Source organism: Streptomyces boninensis (assembly GCF_048572725.1).
Classification (GTDB): domain Bacteria; phylum Actinomycetota; class Actinomycetes; order Streptomycetales; family Streptomycetaceae; genus Streptomyces; species Streptomyces boninensis.
This window is the reverse complement of the sequence record NZ_CP183837.1, coordinates 9,457,788-9,475,164: the sequence shown is the minus strand read 5'-3', so window position 1 is coordinate 9,475,164 and position 17,377 is coordinate 9,457,788. Positions and strand designations below refer to the sequence as shown.

Genomic DNA, 17,377 nt, shown 5'->3' with positions numbered 1-17,377 from the left:
TTGAATCCAGGCTCTCAGTCGATGCCCGGCAGAATGTGCGGCTCCGCCAGGTCGTCCTCATAGCCGGCCAGGCGGATGGGCGCCGAGTGCGCCCAGACGTCGTACGAGCGCAGGTCGTCGCGTCCGCTGAGCTGGTCGAATTCCGGGGATTCGGCTCGGTCGGGAATCTCGTTCACTTCTACTCTCCTCCGTGTCACGAGAACTGGGAGACGTGGCACTGTCAGTTCTGTCGGACGCGGTGGCGCCGGCATCGACGGGCCCGAGGGTGTCGGTGCGTCCCGCATAGAGGGCTTTCCGTCACTTTCAGATTAGCCAGGGTGAGCGGATCCCGCGCGGCAATATCACTGGACCCCAGCATGCGCCGACGCGATCCGGACACCTGGGGTTGCCCCGCTCCCCCGTGATCGATCGCACACACGAAACGGCATCGTTTCGATCCCCGTACAGCGTATGATCGTGTCCGGAGTACGAAACCGTTTCGTTCGACGTGCAGAGGGAGGCAGCGGATGGCCATCACGCAGGAACCCGTCCGCCGCAGCCGGCTCAGCAGCGAGCGCGAGCACGAGCTTTTCGAAGCCGTCCTCGACCTGCTGCGCGAGTCCGGCTACGAGAGCCTCACGATGGACGCCATCGCGGCTCGTACGCACGCCAGCAAAGCCACCCTCTACCGCCAGTGGAAGGGCAAGCCGCAGCTGGTGGCCACGGCGCTGAAGCACGCCAAGCCGACGCGCTGGGAGGACGTCGACACCGGCAGCCTGCGGGGCGACCTGCTGGAGCTGTACCGGTGCGGGGTCGATGAAGCCGACCGGGACCGCTCACTGATGCGCGGGCTGAGCCAGGCGGTGCACTCCCACCCGGAGCTCCACGAGGCGCTGCGCGAGCTGCTGATCCATCCGGAGATGGAGAAGCTCGGGGCCGTCGTGCAGCGAGCCGTGGACCGCGGCGAGGTCGCTCCCGACGCACCCGCCAGGGAATTCCTGGTGCACATGCTCATGGGAGCCGTCACCGCCCGCGACCTGGTCGAGGCCGCTCCCATCGATCTCGACTACCTCATCCGCTACACGGACGCCGTCGTGCTCCCCGCACTGCGCGCCACGTAGCACCCTCCCCACCTGGGCAACGATGCCCGCCGACAACCGAATATGTCTCCACCTGACGCGACCGCTCTCGTCGTCGGGCTGGATCACCCGTGACCCAAACCCAGACGATCAAGACGGAGTGTTTCGCACGTGGCTACGTTCCTTTACAAACTGGGGCGCCTGTCGTTCAGGCGCCGCTGGTGGACGGCCCTGATATGGCTGGCCGTCTTCGTCCTCGCCGGCCTTGGTGCCTCGTCCGCGGGCACCCCGCCGGAGGACGACTTCAAGCTGCCGGGCACCGAGGCGCAGAAGACCTTCGACCTGCTCGATGAGCGCTTCCCCGGCACCGCCGCGGACGCCGCGTCCGCCCGCATCGTGTTCAAGGCGCCGGACGGCCAGAAGATCACCGCCGCCGAGAACAAGGCCGCGGTCGAGGACGTCATCGGCGACCTGTCCGGCGGCAAGCAGGCCGGCGCGGTCGCCGACCCGTTCAAGACCCCGGGCGCGGTGAGCAAGGACGGCACGACCGCCTACACCACCGCGAACTACAAGGTCTCCGCGATGGAGATCACCGACGGCACCCGTGACGGCATCGACAAGGCGATGGAGTCCGGCCGGGACGCTGGCCTGACCGTGGAGGGCGGCGGCGATGCCCTCATGGTCGAGCCCGACATGGGTCACGGCGAGATCATCGGTGTCGGCATCGCCCTGATCGTGCTGCTGATCACCTTCGGCTCCATGGTGGCGGCCGGACTGCCGATCCTCACCGCCCTCATCGGCGTCGGCATCGGCATGTCCGCGATCACCGCCTTGTCGACGACGATCGGCCTTTCGGCCTCCACCGGCACCCTCGCGATGATGATCGGCCTCGCGGTCGGCATCGACTACGCCCTGTTCATCGCCTCCCGCTACCGGGCGGAGCTGAGCGAGGGCCACTCCCGCGAGGAGGCGGCGGGCCGCGCGGTCGGCACCGCGGGCTCCGCGGTGGTCTTCGCCGGTCTTACGGTCGTCATCGCCCTCGCGGGCCTGGCCGTGGTGAACATCCCGATCCTCACCAAGATGGGTATGGCCGCGGCCGGCACGGTCGTGATCGCCGTCCTCATCGCCCTCACCCTGGTCCCGGCCGCGCTGGGCATCGTCGGCAAGCGCATCTTCGGCCGCCGGGTCCGCAAGGCCAACCCGGAGACCGGCGCGCCCGCGGCGCACCACCACGGCAAGCAGAACATGGGCACCCGCTGGTCGAAGCTCGTGCTGCGCCGCCCCGTAATGGTGCTGCTCGCGGCCGTCATCGGCCTCGGCGCGCTGGCCGCCCCGGTGGCGAGCATGGAGCTCGGCCTGCCGGACGAGGGCAACTCGCCGAAGACCTCCACCCAGTACAAGGCGTACAACCTGCTGTCCGACGGCTTCGGTCCGGGCTTCAACGGTCCGCTGATGGGTGTGGTCGACGCGAAGGGCGCCGACGATCCGAAGCAGGCGGCCGACGAGGTCGTCAAGCAGGTCGAGGGCCTCGACGGCGTCGTGGCGGTCGGCAAGCCGGTCTTCAACAAGGACGGCGACACCGCGACGATCTCGATCGTCCCGGACAGCGGCCCGTCGGACGTCAAGACCGAGTCGCTGGTGCACGACATCCGCGACCTGGCCCCCGGCATCGACAAGGACACCGGCGCGGACCTGCTGGTCTCCGGCACGACGGCGGTCAACATCGACTTCTCGCAGGTGCTGAACGACGCCCTGGTGCCGTACCTGGCGCTGGTGGTCGGCCTGGCCTTCCTGCTGCTGATGCTGGTCTTCCGCTCGGTGCTGGTCCCACTCAAGGCGGCGCTCGGCTTCCTGCTCTCCGTGCTGGCTGCGCTCGGCTCCGTCGTCGCGGTCTTCCAGTGGGGCTGGGCGGCGAGTCTGCTCGGCGTGGAGAACACCGGCCCGATCATGTCGATGATGCCGATCTTCATGATCGGCGTGGTCTTCGGCCTCGCGATGGACTACGAGGTGTTCCTCGTGACCCGGATGCGGGAGGCATACGTCCACGGCGAGGACCCGCGACAGGCGATCACGACGGGCTTCAAGTACGGCGCCCGGGTGGTCACCGCCGCCGCGATCATCATGATCAGCGTCTTCGCCGGCTTCATCGGCGCGGGCGACTCCATGATCAAGATGATGGGCTTCGGCCTCGCGGTCGCGGTCCTGCTGGACGCCTTCGTGGTCCGCATGACCATCGTCCCGGCGGTGCTGGCCCTGCTCGGCAAGTCGGCCTGGTGGCTGCCGAAGTGGCTGGACAAGCTGCTCCCGAACGTCGACGTCGAGGGCGAAAAGCTGCAGAAGCAGCTGACGCTCGACAAGAAGGCGTCGTCGGCGGGCGACGACGAGCGCGAGCTGGAGCCGGTCGGCTGACCGTGAGCTAGCGATGGGCGAGGGCCCGTGCGGGTGTTACGCAACACCCGCACGGGCCTTTCGCTTTGCCGCATCGCGCCAGGAGCCGGTTGGCAGCTATCGCACGACGGTCAGCGTCACATCGCCATCCCGGTAGGACACCCGGAACATGTGGCGGCCCGCCTTCAGAATCCGCCGTTCCGGCAGGCCGTGGAAGTGGCCCCGGGCCGAGTCGCCGCTCATGATCGTCAGCACCGTGCCCCGCTTGAGGGACGTACGGACATCCAGGGCGAGTTCGCCGCGCAGCACCAGGTCACCCTCGGTCCGCACGCTCGTGTAGTCGCGGTCGCCGGAAATGGTGATGTCGAGGCGCCCCGCCCTGCCGACCGTCACGTCGCCGCCGGCCTTCAGGACGTTGCCGGGCGCGACCTCGGTGAGGTTGACGGACAGCGCGGACGCCGCCTCCTTGGCCGACAGGCCGGGCTCCAGCACGCCCCTGTCGACGTCGATGCCGCCTGCCACGAAACCGGTGCCGCCGAGCTTGCCGCCATTGACGTCGATCGAGCTCGCGTGCGAGCCGGTGATCGAAAGCTTGCCGCCTTCAACCGTTGTGCCGCCCTTGTAGGTGTTGTCGCCCGTCATGATCAGCGTCCCGCGGCCCCGCTTGGTCAACGAAGCGGTGTAGCGCTTGTTGTCGATGTTGTCCTGAATGTAGGCCGCGCGCTTGCCCATCCATTCCTTGCGCCACTTGACGGCGTCCTCATGGGATATCTTGTCGTACAACTCGGGGTGACCGTCAGTGATTTCCTGCACCTGCGGATCGGCCAGAATGCCCTGCAGCACAAAGGCCCGCTCGTCGAGCTTGCCGTCCGGCTTCAGCACGTTGGGGCTGAATTCACCGGCGTAGGCAATGCCTTGCTCCTTGTAGCGCGCCAGCCACTCCCGGTCTTCCCTCTCCCGTTCCTTGATCGCGATCTGGCCGATGTCGTTCGACCAGACATCCAGGGGCGCTTTATTCATGGTGTACGTCATGGGGCCCAGGAGCTGGCCAGGCCCGTACATACCCTTGGCCAGATCCGGAATCCCCCAGCCCCAACGCTCGTCCGGGAGGCCGTCGGGAGCGGTCCAGGCGATGGATTTCCCCGTGGGGGAGGTTTGCCCGGTACCGAGGAATCGCACGCCGTCGGACATCTTGTTGTTCGCCGTGGTGAGCATCAGCTCACGCACCTGCTTGGCATCCATGTTCGGATAGCGGGAGAGCAGCACCCCCATCACCGCGGTCGCGACAGGCGTTGCCGGTGACGTGCCGCTCGAGTTCGAGTAGTTGGTGTCACCGCCGCTGTTCGAGGTCCGAACGCTGTTTGAGGGGGTGGACACCGTCCACCATTTGGCGAGCCCCGCCTCGTTGTACCCGAACTGCTTTGTGTATTCGGGATTGGCCGCAGTGGGCGGCTGCACCCCGCCCACGGCTATCCACTGCCGTTCCGCCGAGGGATTGAAGAAAGGATACGCCGGGCGATAGTACGGATTGCTCCAGTCGTTGTTGCCGGACGATCTTACGTTGACGGTGCCGCTGTCCTTGATGGCGTCCCAGATGGCGTCCATAAAGGAGCGCCCGGGATGGTCCGGATTGTACTGAATGCCATCTTTCGAATAGCTCTTCTTGAAGAAGAAGTACTGGTACTCCAGATCCTTCAGGAACTCGTTGGGGATAATGGTCGCCATGGCCGTGGCGCTGGCGCTGTCTTTGCCGGGAAGCTGGTAGGCGTTGGCCAGGTTGCCGTTGGCCCCGAGGTCGTTCCCGCGGCCGTCGAAGCGGGTTCGGTCAATAGTCTGGACGTAAGAGCCCCAACTGCTGTTGATGACCTGGGCGCCCGCGTCCACCAGGGCCTTATTAGCCGTATACCAGTACACGTAATCGTGGAAAGGACCGTGGGACTGGGTATCGGAACCACCGGTCTGGGCAACATACATCTTCGACCCGAAGGCTATGCCGTGCTGCTCTTTGCCATCGCGGATGCCGGAGGTAACCCCGAGCATGCCGGTCCCATGCCCGTAGTCACTCGTTCTCGCCCGATCGCCATCGACTATGAACCGCGCGCCCGCAGTAAACGGGTTCGCCGGGGTTGCCGCATTGCGATAGCCGAAGCCGGACGTGCCGTAGACGCCCTCCGCTCGCACCGGAGCGATGAGCCTGGTCTGAAATGCTTCGTGGGTTACCCGATAGCCCGAATCCATCATGCCCAGCTCGACGCCGCGCCCGCAGTACCCCAGCGCGTAGGCGGTGGACGCGTTCACCGCGGCGAGCTGCCATGGGGAATTGATCTCGGTGCCAGGAGTAGCGGGATTGTGGCCGGTGTAGTAGCCGTATTCCGGCGTTTCCCAACTGGCTTTTGCGGCCTCCAGTTCCTCTGGACGCCTGGCGACAAAGCCGGGGTCGCCCGGGTACGAACATTGCGCGCAGCCTTCCGGATACGCGGGGCCGCTGCCCGTAGCAGGACCGTTCTTGGACGATGCGGAGGCGAATCCGCTCGGAAGGAACGCAATGCCTACTCCGGCACCAAGGGTGCCGCCCAGCTGCTGCAAGAACTGCCGCCGATTCGCGGGTCTCATGCTCATCTCCGGTTCCTTCCGTCCCCACCCGACATGATCAGATGATTAGACTGCGACGGAAGTACCTCGTCAAGAGGTCAACACCTGTCCACCAGCGGCGATTTGAGCGGCCGCCAGCGCCGGTCACCCGGCGGTGCAGGCCTGTCCGTTGAGGGTGTAACGCTTCGGAGCCGAAGTGTCCCCCGCGTGCTCCGCCAGGTAGCCGATCTCGACGCTCTCGCCCGGCGCGATCGTGCCGTTGTGTGCGGCGTTGGCCGCGGTGACCATGTCGCCGTTCTGGACGAGGTCGGTGTTCCAGTCCGAGATGACCGTCTGGCCGAGGGGCAGCGGGAAGACGAGCTTCCAGCCGGAGATGGGAGTGATGCCGGTGTTGGTGAGGGTGAGCTTCGCGGTCAGGCCGCCGCCCCACGCATGCGTGCTGTGGGTGATCCGGCAGGGCGGTGTGACCCGCTCGAACGACACCCGGTGCAGGCCCCCCGGCAGGTCGTTGACGACATAGAGCTCGCCCTCCGGTGTGGCGCCGAACGCCGTGACCTGGGTCGGCGTCTTCCCGATCTCGGCCTGCAGATAGCCGCCCGCACCGTCATCGCGCAGCGCCCAGACGGCGGACGAGCAGTAGTCGGTCGCGATGTACGTGCCCCCGACCAGGTCGGCGAACTGCTTGCCGCGGTACACCTGCCCACCGATGACCGCGCAGCTGCCGGTGCGCGGCGAGTACGTGAAGACCGGGTCGGTGAGCTCGCCGCCACCCCCGCACTGCCCCTCGTCGAACGCTACTAGGCCTTCCCTGCAGGACCAGCCGAGGTTCGCCCCGGGCTGCTCCGCGGGGCGCAGCCGGTCGACCTCCTCCCAGCTGCCCTGACCGACGTCGCCGATCCACAGCGAGCCGTCGGCGTGGTCGAAGGAGAACCGCCAGGGGTTGCGCAGCCCGTACATCCAGATCTCCGGGCGGGCGCCCGCGACGCCGGCGAACGGATTGTCCTTGGGCACGCAGTACGCGAGGTCCCCGCAGCTCCGGCTCACGTCGATGCGCAGGATCTTCCCCAGCAGGGTGTCCACCCGCTGCCCGGAGTCGAAGGGATCTCCGGCGTCGCCGCCGTCGCCGATGCTCCAGTACAGGTATCCGTCGGGGCCGAAGGCGAGCTGGCCGCCGTTGTGATTGCTGTACGTGGCGTGCGCCTGGGACAGCAACGGCTCAAGGCGCGCGTCGTCGAGGTCGTACCGGGCCACGGTGACCGCTCCGTCGGGCAGCGCGGTGTACGCCAGATACAGTTCGCCGCTGTCGCGGAAGTCGGGCGCCGCGGTGATCCCGAGCAGCCCGCGCTCATTGCCGGACTCGTCGATCGCGGCCGTGATGTCGACGAGCGGGCTCTGCGCGAGGCCCGTATCGGGGTGGTACACCCGGACAGTGCCGCGCTTCTCGGCGATGAACAGCCGGCCCGAGCCGTCGTCGGGTGCGGCGATGGCGGTGGGGCGCTTCAGGCCGGAGGCGACCTGGGTGGTGCGGGCGGCGACCTCCGGGAGCGGTACGGACGACTGCGCGTCGGCGGAGGCCGCCGGAAGGGGCGGCAGGGACAGCAGTGAGGCAATCAGCAGTGCGTATAGGGCGGATAAGCTGCCGAAGCGCAGCCGCTTCCGGCTGAGGCCGACGGATCCGATCGCCATGTGGGGGATCTCCTCTGCTGATCACTGATCACGACAGTGCCATGGGAGCGCTCCCACACCTTAGTACTCAGCAGCCCATCCGTGAATCCCCCGTCACCCCTCCTTCAGGCCCAAGGGCCGCACGCCACCACCTGGTTGCCGCTATTACCGAGCCGGCGCGATCCCCCCGGGCGTCAGCCCGAAGTGCTTCGCGTCGAGCCGCGTCACCGCCCTCCGCACCGCGCCCACGGCGACGCACTCCTCCCCCAGCGTCGACGCCCGCAGCTCCGGCATGCGCAGGCACACCGCCTCCAGGCGGCTGCGCAGCCGGGGCAGCAGCACGTCGCCCGCCGGTGAGAACCCGCCGCCCAGCACCACCAGCTCCGGGTCCAGGGTCATCACCATCACCGAGACGCCGACGGCCAGCTCCTCGCAGTAGCTGTCCACCGCCGCCAGCGCGGCGGCGTCGCCGTCCCGGGCGGCGGCGAATGTGTAGCGGGCCGCGTCGCGTGAGGGGACTCCCGTCGGCACCGAAGGGCAGTCGTGGATGTGGCCGGCCGAGCGCTCCCAGTGCGCCACGGGATGCAGACCCACCTCGCCCGCCGCCCCGCCGAAGCCGCGGTGCACCTCGCCGCCGATGACGAGCGCCGCGCCGGTGCGCCGCCCCGCGTGTACGAAGACCGCGTCCCTGATGCCCTTGGCGACGCCCAGCTCGCGTTCGGCGAGGGCGGCGAGGCGGGCGTCGTTGTCGATCTCGATGGGGCAGGAGAAGAGCTCGCCGAGGCGGGCGGTCAGGTCGACGCCCGCCCATCCGGGGATGCCCGCACAGATCCGTACCACGCCGGCGTCGTCGACGATGCCCGTCGTACCGGCGGCCACCGTCCACAGATCCTCGCGGGCCAGCCCCGCCATCGTGAGGCAGCCCTCGACCGCCCGCTCCGCGGCGGCGATCCGCTCATCGGCGGGCGTCGCCGGGGTGACCGCCTGCCGGGTCTCGGCGAGGACGGCGCCGTCCAAGTCGGATACGACGGCCCTGACCGTATGCACACCGAGGTCGATGCCCGCGATGTGGCCGGCCTCGGCGCGAAAGCGGTAGCGCCGCGCCGGGCGGCCGATGGTGCCGGCGGACGGCGCCACCTCCACCACCCAGCCCAGCTGGACGAGTTGGTCGACCACGTCCTTGGTGGACGGCCGGGACAGCCCGGTCCGCTCCGCGACGGCGGTGAGGGTGAGCGGTCCGTCGGCGCGCAGGGCGGCGAAGACCGCCAGCGAGTTCAGCTGGCGCAGCCGGGACAGGTCCCCGCCAGTGGGGGCTGCGGAAGCCATGTATTGAAGCTCTCCTTCGGAAATTCCTGCAACAACCATTGACCGCCACCTCGTTGGTGGCTACTAATGATGGTCTCCTTCGTAAAGCCCATCCAGTCATAAGCCCTGTTCAGTGCAACTGGCAACCCCCGGGAGAGCGTTCATGCGGTTCAGCGAGGTGGCGGAGGTCGATCACGACACCGGCCGGGCACGGATCTTCGAGCAGGGCTGGCAGTCGTGGAGCCCCTCGTCCACGTACCGGATCGGGGAGCGGCCGGCGCGCCCCGCCACCGACACCATTCAGATTCTCTGCTACCGGCCCGAGACGCCGGTGCCCGAGGGCAGCTTTCAGGGCGAGGGGCTGCTCGCCCTCGACCCCGGCGACGGCGGTCCCGTGCACGTCTTCTCCACGCCGGACCCCGACGCCATCCCGTCGATACGGGCCAGGCCCGAGCGCGGCCGACTGCTCGTCACCGCCGACGGCCCGGTCCGCCACACCACCCACGACGGCGGCCTCGACGCCGCCCTCGCCACCTGGGCGGACACCCTGGCCACCCAGGCAGGCATCGGAGAGATACCGGCCGCGGCCCCCATGTGGTGCAGCTGGTACGGCTACTGGGACAAGGTCACCGAGACCGACATCGCCACCGAACTGGACCACATCGACCGCTACGGCCTCGACGCCGGCATGATCCTCCTCGACGACGGCTACGAGGCCGGCATCGGCGACTGGCTCGACATCCGCCCCGGCTTCGGCGACCTGGCCGCCACCGCCCGCCGCATCACCGACACCGGCAGGCGCGCCGGGATCTGGCTGGCCCCGTACCTGGTCGGCAGCGGCAGCCGGCTCTTCCGCGAGCACCCCGACTGGCTGGTCGGCGGCGCCGACGCCGGCCGGATGTGGGATCAGGACCTCGCCGTCCTCGATGTCACCCATCCCGAAGCCGCCGAGTATCTCGGACACGTCTTCCGCACGCTGGCCGGGCTCGGCTTCAGCCACTTCAAGCTCGACTTCATCTACGCCGGCGCGCTCGCCGGCCATCGGCACGAGGACGCCGGCCCGGTCACCGCGTACCGCCGCGGCCTTGAGATCATCCGGGATGCCGCCGGGCCCGACGCCACCCTGCACGGCTGCGGGGCGCCGCTCATCCCGAGCCTCGGGCACGTCGACATCATGCGCGTCGGCCCCGACACCTCCACCGCCGTCCAGCCCCGCTCCGGCGACATCAGCCAGCCCTCGCAGGCCGGCGCGGAACTCTCCAGCCGGGCCCGGGAGTTCCTGCACGGCCGCTGGTGGGTGAACGACCCCGACTGCCTCATCGTGGCCCCGGGCGTGGAAGCCCGTACGGACTGGGCCGACTTCATCGCCTCCTCCCCCGGGCTGCGCGGCTCCAGCGACCGGCTCGGAGACCTCGACGCCTGGGGACTCGCGACCACGAAGCGGCTGCTGCGCCCGAGCTCCGGGGAGCCGCCGCGGTGAAGACGACGACCATCCCGGCGCGCCGCCAGGCGGCGACGCCCACGCCGAAGCCCGCATCCGCCGTCCGTCGCTACAAGAAGCTCAACCTCACCCCGTACCTCTTCCTGGCCCCCAGCCTCTTCGGCGTCCTCGCCTTCCTGCTGCTGCCGGTGCTGATCGTCGCCGGGGTCAGCCTGTTCAAGTGGGAGCTGCTGGACAGCCCGACCTTCATCGGCCTCGAGAACTACCGCAAGCTGGCCGGCGACGGCGACGTGCGCCATTCCCTGTGGGTGACGGTCCTGTACGTCCTGCTCTCGATCCCGGTGCAGACCGTCATCGCGCTCGGCCTGGCCCTGCTGCTGAACCAGAAGATCCGCGGGGTGAAGTTCTTCCGCGCCCTCTTCGTCGTGCCGTGGATGGCCACGCCGATCGTGATGGGCGTGGTGTGGACATGGATCTTCGATCCGGCGAACGGGGCGCTCAACAAGTTCCTCGGCGCCTTCGGCGTCGACGGCCCCAACTGGCTCAGCGATGCGGCCTTCGCCCTGCCCGCCGTCGCCGCCGTGCAGGTCTGGCAGTACGCCGGCTACAACATGCTCTTCTTCCTCGCCGGCCTGCAGGGCATTCCGGGCGAGCTCTACGACGCCGCCGACACCGACGGCGCCTCCAAGGTCCGGCAGTTCGTCCACATCACGCTGCCGCTGCTCAACCCGACCATGTTCTTCGTGCTGGTGACGAACATCATCGGCTCCTTCCAGGTCTACGACACGCTCTATGTGATGACCGAGGGCGGCCCGGACAAATCCACGGAGGTCCTCAACTTCCGCATCGTCCAGACCGCCTTCACGGAATTCGACTTCGGTTACGCCTCCGCGATGGCGATGCTGCTCTTCGCGCTGATCCTGGCGTTCACCGTGGTCCAGGTCCGCTTCTTCAACCGGCGCACGACGTACGACATCAGCTGAAGGAGGCGGACCGGCATGCGAAAGATCTCGAAGAAGCCCCTCATCTACGTGGCGCTGGTGCTGGGCGCGGCGGTCACGCTGTTTCCGTATCTGCTCGTCGCGCTGACCGCGTTCAAGGACCGCGGGCAGCTGTTCTCCAGCGCTCCCTGGCTGCCCGCTTTTCCGCCGACGACCTCGAATATCGACAAGCTCATCGACTCGGGCTTCCTGAGCTACGTCGGCAACACCGCGCTCATGACCACGGTGCTCACCCTCGGGCAGCTGGTCTTCACGACCTTCGCGGCGTACGCGTTCGCGCGGATGAAGTTCAAGGGCCGGGAATTCCTGTTCTGGTGCTATCTGGCCACGATGATGGTGCCGAATGCGGTCACCATGATCCCGCTGTTCCTCATCATGCGGGAGATGGAACTCGTCAACACCTGGTTCGGGCTGCTGGCCCCGTATCTGCTCGGCACCCCGTACGGCATCTTCCTGATGCGGCAGTTCTTCCGCACCATCCCCGCCGACCTGGAGGACGCCGCCCGTATCGACGGGGCCGGGCCGCTGACCGTGCTGTGGCGGATCCTGCTGCCGCTGTCGCGGCCGGCGCTCGGCACGCTCGCGATCATCACCATCGTCACGACCTGGAACAACTTCCTGTGGCCGCTGATCATCACCAGCAGCGACGACACCAAGGTCGCGACGGTCGCCATCGCCACGCTCAAGCAGAACATCGGCACCGACTACAACCTCATGATGGCCGGCAGCCTGATCGCGCTGCTGCCGATGGTGCTCATCTTCCTGTTCTTCCAGCGGTTCATCGTCCGGTCCGTGGTTCTCACGGGCCTGAAATGAGAGGCCTCAAGCGATGAAGAGAATGACACGGCTGTGCGCGGCGATAGCCGGCGCGGGGATGTTCGCCGTCACGGCGGCCTGCGGCGGCGGCACCGGCGGATCCGGCGACGGCGAACTGGTCTACCGCACCTGGGACGAGCAGCAGAAGAAGGGCCTGGAGAAGGTGATGGCCGCCTTCGAGAAGAAGAACCCGGGCATCAAGGTCAAGATCGAGCTGCTGCCCTGGGACCAGTACTGGACCAAGCTCACCGCCGATGTGGTCGCCGGCACCGCGCCCGACGTGTTCTGGATGAGCGTCCCGCAGTTCCCCGAATTCGTCACCAAGGGCGTGCTCGCCGACGTCTCGGACGTCGTGAAGGACCCCTCCCAGTACAACAAGAACGTCGTGCAGTCCTACACGTACAAGGGCAAGCTCTACGGCGTCCCCAAGGACTGGGGTGCGGTCGGACTGCTCTACAACAAGGACCTGTTCAAGAAGGCCGGCGTGAAGATGCCGGAGAAGCTCACCTGGGCGCCCGACGGCTCCGGCACCTTCCTGCCACTGCTGCGCAAGCTGACCGTCGACAAGTCCGGCAAGCACCCCGGCGATTCCGGCTTCAACGCCAAGCAGGTCAAGCACTGGGGCTTCGCCTCCTGGAACCACTACCAGACGCAGTGGATGAACTGGATGGTCTCCAACGGCGGCAAGATCACCGACAAGCCGTTCGGCAAGTTCGCCTTCAACGGCCCCAAGGAGGTCGAGGCCCTCAAGTGGGGCGTCGACCTGGTGAACAAATGGAAGGTCTCCCCGCCGGCCGCCCAGACCAACCCGCCGTCCATGCAGGCCACCGAGATGTTCCAGCGCGGCCAGCTGGCGATCTTCCCGGCCAACAACGCGCTGCTGCCCTTCGTGCAGCCGGAGGCCAACTTCAAGATCGGCACCGCCGCGATGCCCGAAGGCCCGGCCGGCCGCGCCGTGAACATCAACGGCCTCAGCGAAGCCGTCTACGCCAAGTCCAAGCACCCCGAAGAGGCCAAGAAGCTCGCCCGCTTCCTCGCCACCCCCGCCGCCCAGAAGATCATGGGCGAGGACGGCTACGTCTTCCCGGCGCTCACCAGCCTCGACCACACCTACGTCGACTACTGGAAGAAGAAGGGCATCGACGTCTCACCCTACGTCGAGGAGTCCAAGGGCAGGACCTTCAACCTGCCGATCGTGACCGGCTTCTCGGCGGCGGAGAAGGGCCTCAACCAGAACATGAACTCCGTCTACCTCGGCAAGACCAGCCCCAAGGACGGCGCCGACAAGGCGGTCCAAGACGGCAACGCGAAGCTGAAGTGAGGACAGGCCGGATGCCTTCCAGACGCGCCTTCGTAACGGCCGCCGCCACCCTGCCCGTGCTCATCAACGCCCCGGCGCGGGCGGCCGGCCGGCGGCTCGCCGACCCGTTCACCCTCGGTGTCGCCTCCGGCGACCCCACCCCCGGCGGCGTGGTGCTGTGGACCCGGCTCGCCGTCGACCCGCTCGCCCTCGACGGCCGCGGCGGCATGCCGGACGCGGACGTACGGGTGCAGTGGCAGATCGCCGCCGATCAGTCCTTCCGCCGGGTGGTACGGGAGGGGACGACGCGGGCCCGGGCCGCGGCCGGGCACAGCGTGCACGTCGAGGTCGACGGCCTCGCGCCCGGCGGCGAGTACTTCTACCGCTTCCGCACAGGGCAGGACCTCTCCCCCGTCGGCCGCACCGTCACCGCGCCCCGACCGGGCACCCGCACCCGCGACCTCAACTTGTCCTTCACCTCCTGCTCCGACTGGCAGACCGGCTACTTCACCCCGTACGCGCGGATGGCCGAGGACGCCCCCGACCTGATCGCCTTCCTCGGCGACTACTTCTACGAATACGGCCCGTACGCCTCCAACGTGATCCGCCCGGTGACCGGCGGCGAGTGCTTCACGCTCGCCGACTACCGGCTGCGCTTCGCCCTCCACCGCACCGACCCCGACCTCCAGCAGGCGCACGCGATCGCGCCATGGGCACCGGTCTACGACGACCACGACATCGAGAACGGCTGGGCCGGCGACATCCCCGAGCAGCCGGACCCGCCGTTCCTGCCGCGCCGGGCGGCGGCGTTCCAGGCGTACTGGGAGAACATGCCGCTGCGCCGCGCGCAGCACCCCACCGGCCCCGACATGACGCTGTACCGCACCATCCGCTGGGGCGCCGTCGCCAACCTGCACATGCTGGACACGCACCTGTACCGCGACCTGTACGCCTGCACCGGCAAGCCCGGGATGATCCCGGCGGACTGCGCGGAGCGTCTTGACCCGGGGCGCACCATGCTCGGCGCGGAGCAGGAGGCGTGGCTGGACTCCCGGCTGCGCACCTCGCGGGCGACCTGGGACCTGCTCGGGCAGCAGGTCTTCTTCATGCAGATGGACTGGAAGAACGGCGACGCCGTCGAGTTCTCCAACGAGGGCTGGGACGGCTACGCGGCCACCCGTACGAAGGTCACGGACGCGATCGCCGCCTACCGCCGCAACGGCGTCGTCCTCACCGGCGACGTGCACTCGCACTGGGCGGGCGAGGTCAAGCGCGACTTCGGCGATCCGGACTCGGAGTCGGTGGGCGTGGAGCTGGTGACCACGTCGGTGACCTCGGCCCGCGACGGCCTCGACGAATACCCCAACACCCAGATCCTGCTGGCCGAGAACCCGCATGTGAAGTTCTTCAACGGCCGCCGCGGCTACGTCAGAACCCGCGTCACCGCGGAGGCCATGCACGTCGACTTCCGCTCACTGAAGTACGTATCGACGCCCGGCGCCGCCGCGTACACCTCCGGCTCGTACGTCATCGAGGCCGGCAGCCCGCATCTCAAGGAGGCCTGACTTGATCATCCCGGCACCGTCGCACACCCGGCCCGGCACCGGCACCTTCTCCCTCGGCCCCGACACCCCACTGCACGTAACCGACCCGGAGCTGGCCCCGGTGGCGGCGGTGCTGCGCGAGCAGCTGGCGCCCGCCACCGGATGCCACTTCCCGCCGGGCCGCGGCGGCATCGAGCTCGCGCTGGACGCCGGCCTCGGCGCGGAGGCGTACCGGCTGACGGTCGCGACCGACGGCATCCGGATCGCCGGCGGGGACGCGGCGGGCGTCTTCTACGGCGTGCAGTCGCTGCGCCAGTTGCTGCCGCCGCAGACCTTCCGGCGCGCTCCCCTGTCCGGCGGTCCGGTCGGCGTCGGCTGTACGGAGATCGAGGACCGGCCGCGGTTCGGCTGGCGCGGCGTGCTGCTGGATGTCGCCCGGCACTTCTTCACCAAGCGCGACGTGCTGCGGATGATCGACCTCATGGCGCTGCACAAGCTCAACGTGCTCCACCTGCATCTCACCGACGACCAGGGCTGGCGGCTGGAGATCAAGCGCTATCCGCGGCTGACGGAGGCCGGCTGCTGGCGCCACGAGTCGCGGCAGGGCTGGGACCGCGACGGCGGCGACGGCCGCCCGCACGGCGGCTACTACACGCAGGAAGACATCCGCGAGATCGTCGCGCACGCCGCGACCCGGCACGTCACCGTCATCCCCGAGGTCGACGTCCCCGGCCACACCCAGGCGGCGATCACGGCGTACCTGGAGCTGGGCAACACCGGGGAGCAGCTGGAGGTGGCCACCGGCTGGGGCGTGGGCACCCGCGTGCTGAATGTCTCCGACTCCACCCTGGAGTTCGTACGGAACGTCTTCGACGAGGTGGTGGAGCTCTTCCCGGACCCGCTGATCGGCATCGGCGGCGACGAGTGCCCGAAGGACGAGTGGAAGGCGTCCCGGGCGGCGCAGGCGCGGATGGCGGGGCTCGGTCTGCGTAACGAGGACGAGCTGCAGAGCTGGTTCATCGGCCAGGTCTCCGACCACCTGGCGACGCGCGGCCGGCGCCTGCTCGGCTGGGACGAGATCCTGGAGGGCGGCCTGCCGCCGGGCGCCACGGTGGTGTCGTGGCGCGATCACCACGGAGCGGTGAAGGCCGCGCAGGCCGGCCACGACGTGGTCACCAGCCCGGCCCGCGAGGTCTACCTCGACTACCGGCAGTCGGCGAGCCCGGACGAGCCGGTGCCGGTCGGGACGGTGCTGCCGGTCGAGGAGGTGTACGCCTTCGAGCCGGTGCCCGAGGAGCTCGCCGGCACGCGGGCGCAGGAGCGCGTGCTGGGCGCGCAGTGCGGCCTGTGGACGGAGGCGATCGACAACGTGCGGGTCCTGGACTTCCAGGCGTTCCCGCGCATGAGCGCCTTTGCCGAGACGGTGTGGAGCTCCGCGGACCGCGACACGGCGTCCTTCATGGCCCGCCTCACCGAGCATCACCTGCCGCGCCTGGAGGCGCTGGACGTGGAGTACCGCCCCCTGGACGGGCCGCACCCGTGGCAGCGCCGCCCCGGCGTGCGCGGCCGGCCGGTGGAGATGGCCGACTACCTGGCGGGGGTGGCGCACGACACGCGGAATATCCGCTAGCCGATGGCGGGTCGGCCGCGGTGCTCGAACCACTCCGGCGCCAGGATCGACATGACCACCGCGGCCACCCGCCGGCCCTCCCACAGCAGCGCGTCGCGCAGCACGCCCTCGGCGACGAACCCCACTTTTTCGTAGACCCGCCGGGCTCGCGGATTGAAGGCGTAGACCTCCAGCGAAATGCGATGCAGCCCCAGCTCCTCGAAACCGTGGCCGATGATCAAGCGGGTCGCCTCCGTGCCCAGGCCCCGCCCGTAGGCGCCGGGCACGAGCATGATGCGGAAGTTGCAGCTCTCGTTGCCCGGCTCCCACTGGTTGAGGACCACCTCGCCGATGACGTCCCCCGTCGTCCGCTCGATCACGGCGAGATCCAGCCGGTCGTCCTGGTCGCGGCGGGTGTCGTACCAGGTGCGTATCGCCGCCTCATCGAGCGGGCCCTCGTCATGGCTGCCGGTCAGCCGTGACGACTCGGCATCCTGGAGCATCGGCAGCAGTGCCGGCACATCGTCCACCGTCAGCGGCCGCAGCAGCACCCGGTCTCCCCGCAGGGTGGGCTTCTTGAGGAAGTCGGGGCGCCGGGTGCTTCGATCGCGATCAGCCATGGGGGCATTCTGTCCGGCCGGCCGTGCGGCGTCCTCCC

The 17,377-nt window shown here is 68.8% G+C and carries 13 protein-coding genes; 8 read left to right on the top strand and 5 right to left on the bottom strand.

Annotated elements, in window-relative coordinates:
• Positions 1-14: 14 nt before the first annotated feature.
• The gene (locus ACNNMR_RS42595; protein WP_420000657.1) at positions 15-251 is read right to left on the bottom strand and encodes a hypothetical protein; all 237 of its coding nucleotides are present in this window, start codon (positions 249-251) and stop codon (positions 15-17) included.
• Positions 252-506: 255 nt separating this feature from the next.
• On the opposite strand from ACNNMR_RS42595, the gene ACNNMR_RS42590 reads away from it, so the two are divergent.
• Both ACNNMR_RS42590 and ACNNMR_RS42585 read left to right on the top strand, forming a co-directional pair.
• Positions 507-1,100 (top strand): TetR/AcrR family transcriptional regulator, encoded by a 594-nt coding sequence (locus ACNNMR_RS42590; protein ID WP_420000130.1) that lies wholly within the window; start codon positions 507-509, stop codon positions 1,098-1,100.
• 129 nt (positions 1,101-1,229) lie between these two features.
• Positions 1,230-3,467 carry an MMPL family transporter gene (locus ACNNMR_RS42585; RefSeq protein ID WP_420000129.1) on the top strand — a complete coding sequence of 746 codons (2,238 nt, stop codon included), beginning with the start codon at positions 1,230-1,232 and terminating at the stop codon, positions 3,465-3,467.
• A gap of 96 nt (positions 3,468-3,563) precedes the next feature.
• Here ACNNMR_RS42585 and ACNNMR_RS42580 read toward each other — a convergent pair whose 3' ends face one another.
• The 3 genes from ACNNMR_RS42580 to ACNNMR_RS42570 form a co-directional block, all read right to left on the bottom strand.
• Entirely contained in the window at positions 3,564-6,065 is a 2,502-nt protein-coding gene (locus ACNNMR_RS42580) for a S8 family serine peptidase (RefSeq protein WP_420000128.1), read from the bottom strand.
• Between the two features lie 117 nt (positions 6,066-6,182).
• A complete protein-coding gene (locus ACNNMR_RS42575; RefSeq protein WP_420000127.1) occupies positions 6,183-7,724 on the bottom strand; it encodes a PQQ-dependent sugar dehydrogenase in 1,542 nt (513 codons plus the stop codon).
• Between the two features lie 144 nt (positions 7,725-7,868).
• Positions 7,869-9,029: an ROK family protein gene (locus ACNNMR_RS42570; protein WP_420000126.1), complete on the bottom strand. Its 1,161-nt coding sequence runs from the start codon at positions 9,027-9,029 to the stop codon at positions 7,869-7,871.
• A 142-nt stretch (positions 9,030-9,171) separates the two neighbouring features.
• Between ACNNMR_RS42570 and ACNNMR_RS42565 the strand changes: the two genes are divergently transcribed.
• The 6 genes from ACNNMR_RS42565 to ACNNMR_RS42540 are packed head-to-tail and all read left to right on the top strand — an operon-like array spanning position 9,172 to position 16,740.
• Positions 9,172-10,488 (top strand): glycoside hydrolase family 36 protein, encoded by a 1,317-nt coding sequence (locus ACNNMR_RS42565; RefSeq protein WP_420000125.1) that lies wholly within the window; start codon positions 9,172-9,174, stop codon positions 10,486-10,488.
• Positions 10,485-11,432 (top strand): carbohydrate ABC transporter permease, encoded by a 948-nt coding sequence (locus ACNNMR_RS42560; protein ID WP_420000124.1) that lies wholly within the window; start codon positions 10,485-10,487, stop codon positions 11,430-11,432. Before ACNNMR_RS42565 ends, ACNNMR_RS42560 begins: the two co-directional genes overlap by 4 nt.
• 15 nt (positions 11,433-11,447) lie before the next feature.
• A complete protein-coding gene (locus tag ACNNMR_RS42555) occupies positions 11,448-12,266 on the top strand; it encodes a carbohydrate ABC transporter permease (protein ID WP_420000123.1) in 819 nt (272 codons plus the stop codon).
• Between the two features lie 13 nt (positions 12,267-12,279).
• Positions 12,280-13,587 (top strand): ABC transporter substrate-binding protein, encoded by a 1,308-nt coding sequence (locus ACNNMR_RS42550; RefSeq protein WP_420000122.1) that lies wholly within the window; start codon positions 12,280-12,282, stop codon positions 13,585-13,587.
• 11 nt (positions 13,588-13,598) lie between these two features.
• On the top strand, positions 13,599-15,131 hold the full coding sequence (locus ACNNMR_RS42545) for an alkaline phosphatase D family protein (protein WP_420000121.1): 1,533 nt from the start codon (positions 13,599-13,601) through the stop codon (positions 15,129-15,131).
• A 1-nt stretch (position 15,132) separates the two neighbouring features.
• Entirely contained in the window at positions 15,133-16,740 is a 1,608-nt protein-coding gene (locus ACNNMR_RS42540; protein WP_420000120.1) for a beta-N-acetylhexosaminidase, read from the top strand.
• Here ACNNMR_RS42540 and ACNNMR_RS42535 read toward each other — a convergent pair.
• Positions 16,737-17,339, bottom strand: a complete 603-nt coding sequence (locus ACNNMR_RS42535) for a GNAT family N-acetyltransferase (protein WP_420000119.1) — start codon at positions 17,337-17,339, stop codon at positions 16,737-16,739. The genes ACNNMR_RS42540 and ACNNMR_RS42535 overlap by 4 nt on opposite strands.
• Positions 17,340-17,377: the final 38 nt, after the last annotated feature.

Coding starts and splice junctions, on each gene's coding strand:
- ACNNMR_RS42595 (WP_420000657.1), bottom strand. CDS start 251: ATGCCGGCGCCACCGCGTCCGACAGAACTGACAGTGCCACGTCTCCCA.
- ACNNMR_RS42590 (WP_420000130.1), top strand. CDS start 507: ATGGCCATCACGCAGGAACCCGTCCGCCGCAGCCGGCTCAGCAGCGAG.
- ACNNMR_RS42580 (WP_420000128.1), bottom strand. CDS start 6,065: ATGAGCATGAGACCCGCGAATCGGCGGCAGTTCTTGCAGCAGCTGGGC.
- ACNNMR_RS42575 (WP_420000127.1), bottom strand. CDS start 7,724: ATGGCGATCGGATCCGTCGGCCTCAGCCGGAAGCGGCTGCGCTTCGGC.
- ACNNMR_RS42570 (WP_420000126.1), bottom strand. CDS start 9,029: ATGGCTTCCGCAGCCCCCACTGGCGGGGACCTGTCCCGGCTGCGCCAG.
- ACNNMR_RS42565 (WP_420000125.1), top strand. CDS start 9,172: ATGCGGTTCAGCGAGGTGGCGGAGGTCGATCACGACACCGGCCGGGCA.
- ACNNMR_RS42555 (WP_420000123.1), top strand. CDS start 11,448: ATGCGAAAGATCTCGAAGAAGCCCCTCATCTACGTGGCGCTGGTGCTG.
- ACNNMR_RS42550 (WP_420000122.1), top strand. CDS start 12,280: ATGAAGAGAATGACACGGCTGTGCGCGGCGATAGCCGGCGCGGGGATG.
- ACNNMR_RS42545 (WP_420000121.1), top strand. CDS start 13,599: ATGCCTTCCAGACGCGCCTTCGTAACGGCCGCCGCCACCCTGCCCGTG.
- ACNNMR_RS42535 (WP_420000119.1), bottom strand. CDS start 17,339: ATGGCTGATCGCGATCGAAGCACCCGGCGCCCCGACTTCCTCAAGAAG.